Source organism: Bradyrhizobium ingae (genome assembly GCF_055791185.1).
Genome location: NZ_JBVUBB010000002.1, coordinates 516,518 through 522,648, shown reverse-complemented (window position 1 = coordinate 522,648; position 6,131 = coordinate 516,518). Strand labels below are relative to the sequence as shown.

At 62.5% G+C, this 6,131-nt stretch carries 7 protein-coding genes and 1 pseudogene; 7 read left to right on the top strand and 1 reads right to left on the bottom strand.

The annotated features are described in order from the left end of the window. Nucleotides 1-147: 147 nt before the first annotated feature. The 3 genes and pseudogenes from ACV1FX_RS05025 to ACV1FX_RS05015 all read left to right on the top strand — a co-directional run. Nucleotides 148-501: pseudogene (locus ACV1FX_RS05025) on the top strand (zincin-like metallopeptidase domain-containing protein); the annotation flags it as partial. A 135-nt stretch (nucleotides 502-636) separates the two neighbouring features. Next, on the top strand, nucleotides 637-2,373 hold the full coding sequence (locus ACV1FX_RS05020; protein WP_473116438.1) for a ParB/RepB/Spo0J family partition protein: 1,737 nt from the start codon (nucleotides 637-639) through the stop codon (nucleotides 2,371-2,373). Nucleotides 2,374-2,544: 171 nt separating this feature from the next. After that, nucleotides 2,545-2,697: a hypothetical protein gene (locus tag ACV1FX_RS05015; RefSeq protein ID WP_473116437.1), complete on the top strand. Its 153-nt coding sequence runs from the start codon at nucleotides 2,545-2,547 to the stop codon at nucleotides 2,695-2,697. Nucleotides 2,698-2,933: 236 nt separating this feature from the next. Here ACV1FX_RS05015 and ACV1FX_RS05010 read toward each other — a convergent pair whose 3' ends face one another. Next, the gene (locus ACV1FX_RS05010) at nucleotides 2,934-3,071 is read right to left on the bottom strand and encodes a hypothetical protein (protein ID WP_473116436.1); all 138 of its coding nucleotides are present in this window, start codon (nucleotides 3,069-3,071) and stop codon (nucleotides 2,934-2,936) included. Between the two features lie 744 nt (nucleotides 3,072-3,815). Between ACV1FX_RS05010 and ACV1FX_RS05005 the strand changes: the two genes are divergently transcribed. From ACV1FX_RS05005 to ACV1FX_RS04990, 4 genes are all read left to right on the top strand, one after another. Next, complete coding sequence (locus ACV1FX_RS05005) at nucleotides 3,816-4,139, top strand: DUF736 domain-containing protein (protein WP_473116435.1); 324 nt, start codon at nucleotides 3,816-3,818, stop codon at nucleotides 4,137-4,139. Nucleotides 4,140-4,247: 108 nt separating this feature from the next. Continuing rightward, nucleotides 4,248-5,054 (top strand): DNA -binding domain-containing protein, encoded by an 807-nt coding sequence (locus ACV1FX_RS05000; RefSeq protein WP_473116451.1) that lies wholly within the window; start codon nucleotides 4,248-4,250, stop codon nucleotides 5,052-5,054. A 203-nt stretch (nucleotides 5,055-5,257) separates the two neighbouring features. Further along, complete coding sequence (locus ACV1FX_RS04995) at nucleotides 5,258-5,476, top strand: helix-turn-helix domain-containing protein (protein ID WP_473116434.1); 219 nt, start codon at nucleotides 5,258-5,260, stop codon at nucleotides 5,474-5,476. Next, complete coding sequence (locus ACV1FX_RS04990; protein ID WP_473116433.1) at nucleotides 5,466-6,005, top strand: S26 family signal peptidase; 540 nt, start codon at nucleotides 5,466-5,468, stop codon at nucleotides 6,003-6,005. Before ACV1FX_RS04995 ends, ACV1FX_RS04990 begins: the two co-directional genes overlap by 11 nt. Nucleotides 6,006-6,131 lie beyond the last annotated feature (126 nt).

Genomic DNA, 6,131 nt, shown 5'->3' with positions numbered 1-6,131 from the left:
ACACCCATAGCTGCAGCGGTGTGCCCGCGGCTTCGTCCAACACGTTTTTAGATTACCGGCGCCCTCGCGAGTGCTCGCGTTGGGTACCGAAACCACGCGCCGCCAATCTAAAAACGCTCTCTATTATGCCGATATCGGCATAACGTGCACTGGACCGGCCATCCGCGCCGCTTGAACCGCGACCTCTCCGGCAGCTTTGGCTCAAAGCCCTATGCCAATGAAGAACTGGTCGCCGAACTGACTGCGGCCTTCGTTTGCGCTGCCCTGTCCATCAGGCCCTCCGTCCGCCACGCCGACTATCTGGGCTCATGGCTGAAGGTGCTGCGCGAGGATAACCGCGCGATCTTCCGCGCCGCCAGCAAAGCGAGCAAGGCCGCCGATTTCCTGCTTGCGTTCGGGGGCGACATTTCCGTCGCCGAGCACGAACACGAGGCCGACCTCCCTGGGCCCGACGACCAGCGCATGCCGATGCTCACCGGCGAGATGAGGGCCGCAGGTTAACTGCGGTCGACGCCTCTGCGCCGAGTCCGCTGCCAGCGGTTCGCAAGCCGACACCCCAACGCCTCGCGACATCGGGCTCTCGACGAGGCCCACGCAACCAGCCGAGCCCGTCTCTGCAAACGAAAGGAAACCAAAATGGAACTGCGCAACATCGCCCTGAGCGATCTCAAGATCGCAAGCGTCAACGTCCGTCACAGCCGGAAAGCCCCCGACATCTCTGATATCCTGCCGTCGATCCGCGCGCGCGGCGTCCTCCAGCCCTTGCTGGTCCGGCCGCACGGCGAGACGTTCGAGATCGTCGCGGGCCGGCGCCGCTATTTTGCCGCAAGCAAGGTCGCCGAAGAGCAGGGTGTCGCGGCCTGCGAGGTCTTGCTGCCCTGCGCGGTCGCCGTCGGCGACAGCGATGCGGACGCCATGGAAGCATCCCTGATCGAGAACGTGGCGCGCGCCGGCATGGATGAACTTGAGGAACACGAGGCCTTCGCCAAGCTCCTCAAACAGGGGCGCAGCGTTGCCGAGATCGCGCGAACGTTCGGCCAGACCGAACGCTATGTCAAACAGCGCCTTGCGCTTGCTTCGCTCCACAGCGCCATCAAGGATGCCTACCGCGACGGCGAGATCGAAGCCGAGGAGCTGCAACTGCTTGCCTCCGCCACGCGGCGCCAGCAGAAGGACTGGGTCACAGCATTGGCGGCCGAGAAGGACCCGGCAAGCGACGAAGGTGCCCTACGAGGCCGTGATCTCAGGCAATGGCTGTTCGGCACCGACCAGATCGCAACCAGCGTGGCGAGGTTTCCGCTCGATGCGTACAAGGGCGATATGATCGCCGACCTCTTCGGCGACGTCAGCTACTTCGCCGATGCCGACGCCTTCTGGGCCTTGCAGAATCCAGCTATAGCCAACCTTCGGGATGAGCTAACGGGACAAGGGTGGACGGTCACCGTGCTCGACAAGGGAACGCGATTCCCTGCATGGCAATATGACGAGGCCGAGCTGGAGGAGGGCGGTGAGGCCTTCATCGAGGTCCGAGCCAATGGCGAGGTCGAGGTCCATCAAGGCTACCGGGCCTACGAGAATGCGCACACCGCGGACGAAGACCGGCGAGGAGGCGATGGCGAGCGTGGGACGTCCGCCGCAAAGGCCGAGCTGACCAAGGCCGCCGAGAACTATCTGGCACTGCACCGGCATGCCATCGTCCGCGCCGAGCTGCTCGCTCATCCGGCCATCGCTCTGCGCCTTGCTGCCGCCCACATGATCGCCGGCTCTCCGCTCTGGAGCGTCAAGCCCGATCCGCAGCGCGCCGACAAGGAGACGACCGCGGAAAGCCTTGCCGGCAGTCCCGCGCAGGCCGCGCTCACGGCTGAGCGCGACGCGGTGCTCGACCTGCTCCAGATCGAGAAGAGCTATTGCGGCACCCTCACACGGGGCAATGGCGATGCCCATACAGGGGCAAGCCTGTTCGCCCGGCTGCTGGCGCTGCCCGACGATGCAGTGCTCAGGGTCATCGGGCTCGCGATGGCTGAAACGCTCGCCGCCGGATCGGCGCTGACCGAGGCGGCGGGCCTCGTCATCAAGCCCGACGTCGCACGGTGGTGGAAATTGAACGATACCTTCCTCGACCTCCTGAGGGACCGCACCGCAATCAACGCGCTGCTGTCCGAACTAGCTGGCCAATCGATCGCCGATGCCAACGTCTCGGAGACAGGCAAGGTGCAGAAGAAGATCATCCACGACTGCCTAAGCGGCGAGGGAAGAGAGCGCGTAGAGGGCTTTGTGCCGCGCTACATGGCGTTTCCGCCAAGCCACTACGACCCCAACAAGGCCTTCGAAATCGCCCGCACGGCTGAGAGTATTAACGCTTTGTTTACCTGAGGTTAGAGGTCTCGATTCGGGCGCGAAGGCTTGCCTCGCGCCCCCGCTTTGCGCGTGCCGAGTCGCTTCGGAGTCAATCTGGGGGCCTGCAAATATAGCCGGACGGCGCAGCGGCGACTCATCCTATAGCTCGACTCCAAGCCAATGTTGCCCCGCATCATGGAGCAGACGATGGTAAGCCCGTTCGGGGAATTTCCCGAGCCGCCTTCCGTGAAGCTCAGACGCATCTGCCTCGCCCAGGCGGCCGTCTGCCTGTCGGCCCTGACGTCCACCGCGGTGCTCCTGACAAGGCTCCTGCCGAGCGTGGTCGGCGCGCTTAATTGATCGTTTGAAACTTCCTGGGCACTCCGGGTTCGCAGACCCGCATCGGACCTGTCAGCATTCTCCCCAAGACCTGATGGCAAAATGAAAAGCCGGACCGTGTTGCGCGAGGCGGCGCTTCCGATCCGGCTTAGCCATTAGCGCGACCCGTTCCCGCCAACGTGGCTCAATCGACCTCGCGCAGAGTCAAAGGCGCGGTAGAGATATCCAGGTAGGAACGAGACTGGTCAGCGAGAGACCTACTTCTTTTTCTTCTTGGCTTTTTTCGCCGTGGTCTTCTTCGCTGCCTTCTTCGCCTTCTTGGCCATGAGCCATCCGTCAATGTTTGGAAAGATGAACCAATCAATTGCGCGGGCCTTCAGAATCGGCACGCGCAAGAAAAAGTGTAACACCAAATTGCAAGATTGACATTCGGGACGTTCAACGCCCGCGTTCGATCGTTCGAGTCTCTTCTCGTCTTGGCGAACGCCCAGCCGGGCAAGAGAACGGCCATCCGCAAGTGGCGCTTGCGAGGGGCGGTCGACATCAGGCCGCAGGCTTTCCGGGCCGCCAAACTGCGCAAAGCATTGTCCCCGCGAGCGTCGCCACCGAGATTGGCGTAGAGCTTGCGCGGACCGATTTCTGGCGCTGCCAGCGACAGGCTCACATGCTCCTTGCCGCTGCTCTCGCCGCTTGAATCCAGCCTCAGCCGATCTCGAGGCTCCGGATAAAGACGCGGAAGTCGGGATGGGTCGCGGCATTCTCGCCCCGATCGATCCGGCAATCTCTGGCCAAGATCGAGACAGTCTTGAGCTGCTCGTTGGAGCTGTTGTCGCATCTTCTGTCGGCCGATCGGCCGGGTCTTGTCCTCTTTTGTTGTTAGCGGGTCCGATCTCCCTGCGCGTGGCGAAGAGACCTATGGGAAGCGCTCCGCCTGCTAAACCATCGCCGCCGGCTTTTTTCCCCGCCGGACAAGTCCGGCTCCTCGCGGCCGCTTCGCTCCAAAAAAGCCGTCAGCTCAGGTGCTCCGCATGCGCTCCGCCCCGCGAAAGCTCGCGGGTTCGAAGGCGTTTCGCTTCCCATCACGGTCTCGCCATCGCGAGGGGATCGGCTCCTCGCGAACAACAAAAGAGGACAAGACCATGACCGCCATCGGATACGTCACCAAGAACGACAACGGCAGCTACAAGGGCCAGCTCAAGACCGTCTCGATCCGCGCTGACATCGACATCATCCCGAACCGGGACAAGAGCGTCGAGACCCATCCCGACTTCCGCGTCTTCACCCAGGGCGTTGAGATCGGTGCAGGCTGGATCCGCCGCGGCGAGAACAGCCGCAAGGAGTATGTGAGTCTGTCGCTGGCAGCGCCAGAGTTCGGTCCGCGCAAGCTCTACGCCAATCTCGGCCGCGCCGCCGGACAGGACGACGACAGCGTGTTCGCGCTGATCTGGAATCCGGCGGACTGACGCCGACCGGCCCTCGCAGGAGCCGCTTGCGGGGGCCGTTCTCTTGCCCCAATTTGGGGTTGAAACGCAGCCAGAATAAACGCGAGGTGTGGCCCGTTGAACGATCCCGTGACCGCGTCGTGCGGGTACTCCCAGCATCAAGCTGCTTCCCGCGACCCCGTGTGCCACGATGGCTGCGGCTGGGCGTGGGAGTTCTTACGCCGGAACAGGGACTACGTCGCCGAGTGGAGACGCGCCGTGCCGAGGCATTTGTCGTGTGTGACGCTCAGCGACGGCACCCGGCTTCTGCGCATGCCGCGGCGGTTTTCGCGCGCGGAGAAATGGGGTCTTCATGCCTTCGCCCATCCCGCGCTCGGGCCCGATAAGGCGCCGGTATTCTGGCATGCAAACGCGCTCAAGCGCGTGGTGCGGTTGAACGCGAGGACGCCGAGCGGGCATGACGACGAGAAGGTTTATCGTCTTTCGGACTTCAACGCCGACCGATGCGCCGTGATCGGCACCGATGGCATTTCACGGGTGCTGCTGAGGGGCAGGGGCCTTCATGTCCCCCTCGAAATCCACGGCCTGCAAGTGCTGACTGCGCCGTTTGCGGCTGTCTTCGAATTGCGCGATCTCGGTGATATCGCAAATCATGCCGAACTCCTCAATCGCCTTCGGCGTCTCACCGAACCCGAGCCCCAGCTTGGACAGATTCTAATGTGCGCAAGCAACGAGCGTCTGCAGCAGGCACTGACAGCGCTCGATGAAAGCCTGATGGGAAAAACCTATCGCCAGATCGCGATCAGTCTCTTCGGCGAGAGCAAGGTTGCAGAAGAGTGGCAGGGGCCGAGTCAGTTTCTGAAGGACCGCGTGCGACGGCTTGTCGCAAAGGGCAATGAATTGATGAAAGGCGGCTATCTGAGCCTCCTCGGCTAGAACAATCTTCCGTCCAACCGTCCGCCTGAGAAAATGCTGTCCTAATCGCGGCGGCCGATCGTGCCGTCCTTGCTTGACGAGCTTGGCTCGCGTGGGATGGCGGAGCGAGCCACACAGCCTTCGCCACTTCCCAAACCTCAGCTGATCTGACGACGCTTCTTCTTGCACCTTTTGGTTGTACGGGGTGCGGGAAGGGAAGTTGGATGACAAAGAGTGATGACAGGGAACCGGACAAGCCGTTCCTCAACACCGTGGAAGCGGCCACCTGGCTGCGGCTCACCAAGAATACGCTGGAGAAGATGCGGGTCCAGGGCAGGGGCCCTGAATACCGCAAGCACGGGCGTTACGTCCGCTACCACATCGAAGACCTCGTCGAATGGTCGAAGGCCAACAAGAGGAGGTCGACCTCCGATGCGGATTGATCGTACAAAGCTGTGGCGCCAGGCCACGACGCTCTCGGCCATGTGTGCCGGCATCATCACGCTCTTGATGTCGTCGGCGCCCGCGGTCCCGCTGCTGATCTATAATGCGACCGGCAGCGCGCCGATCGGTTTCTATTACCTGGATCAGCGGCTGCCCGAGCGCGGCGAACTCGCTGTCTACAGGCCAACCGCTGCGGTTGAGCTGTTGATTGTGGCTCACCAGATCCTGCCGACGCCAGTGCCGCTTCTAAAGCGGGTCGAAGCCGCCGGCGGCGACGAGGTCTGTCGCATCAAGGAGCCGATCGACGCCATTTCCATCAACGGCAAGGTCGTTGCCGAGGTGCTTAGCAAAGACAGAAGAGGCGCGCCGTTGCCATCCTGGGAGGGCTGTATGCGGCTGGTCAATGGGGAATATTTCCTACTGCAGCCGCACCCTCTTTCATTTGACTCGCGCTACTTCGGGCCGGTCCTACGGTGCGATATCTTGGGTACCGCGCGGCCGCTTTGGACGTGGAACGCGACAGAGTGAACGCGTGCGACCACGGGGCGCGCAGGCGGGGCCCATCGCCGGTCGCGATGGGCTTACAGCCCAATCGCGCAATCACCATGTTTAGCATCTAGAAAGTGTGAGAAAAACGGCCTAGCATAATGTAAA

Bases quoted from the DNA above. Each gene is read 5' to 3' on its own strand.
- ACV1FX_RS05020 (WP_473116438.1), top strand. From the start codon at position 637: ATGGAACTGCGCAACATCGCCCTGAGCGATCTCAAGATCGCAAGCGTC.
- ACV1FX_RS04990 (WP_473116433.1), top strand. From the start codon at position 5,466: ATGCGGATTGATCGTACAAAGCTGTGGCGCCAGGCCACGACGCTCTCG.
- ACV1FX_RS05015 (WP_473116437.1), top strand. From the start codon at position 2,545: ATGGTAAGCCCGTTCGGGGAATTTCCCGAGCCGCCTTCCGTGAAGCTC.
- ACV1FX_RS04995 (WP_473116434.1), top strand. From the start codon at position 5,258: ATGACAAAGAGTGATGACAGGGAACCGGACAAGCCGTTCCTCAACACC.
- ACV1FX_RS05005 (WP_473116435.1), top strand. From the start codon at position 3,816: ATGACCGCCATCGGATACGTCACCAAGAACGACAACGGCAGCTACAAG.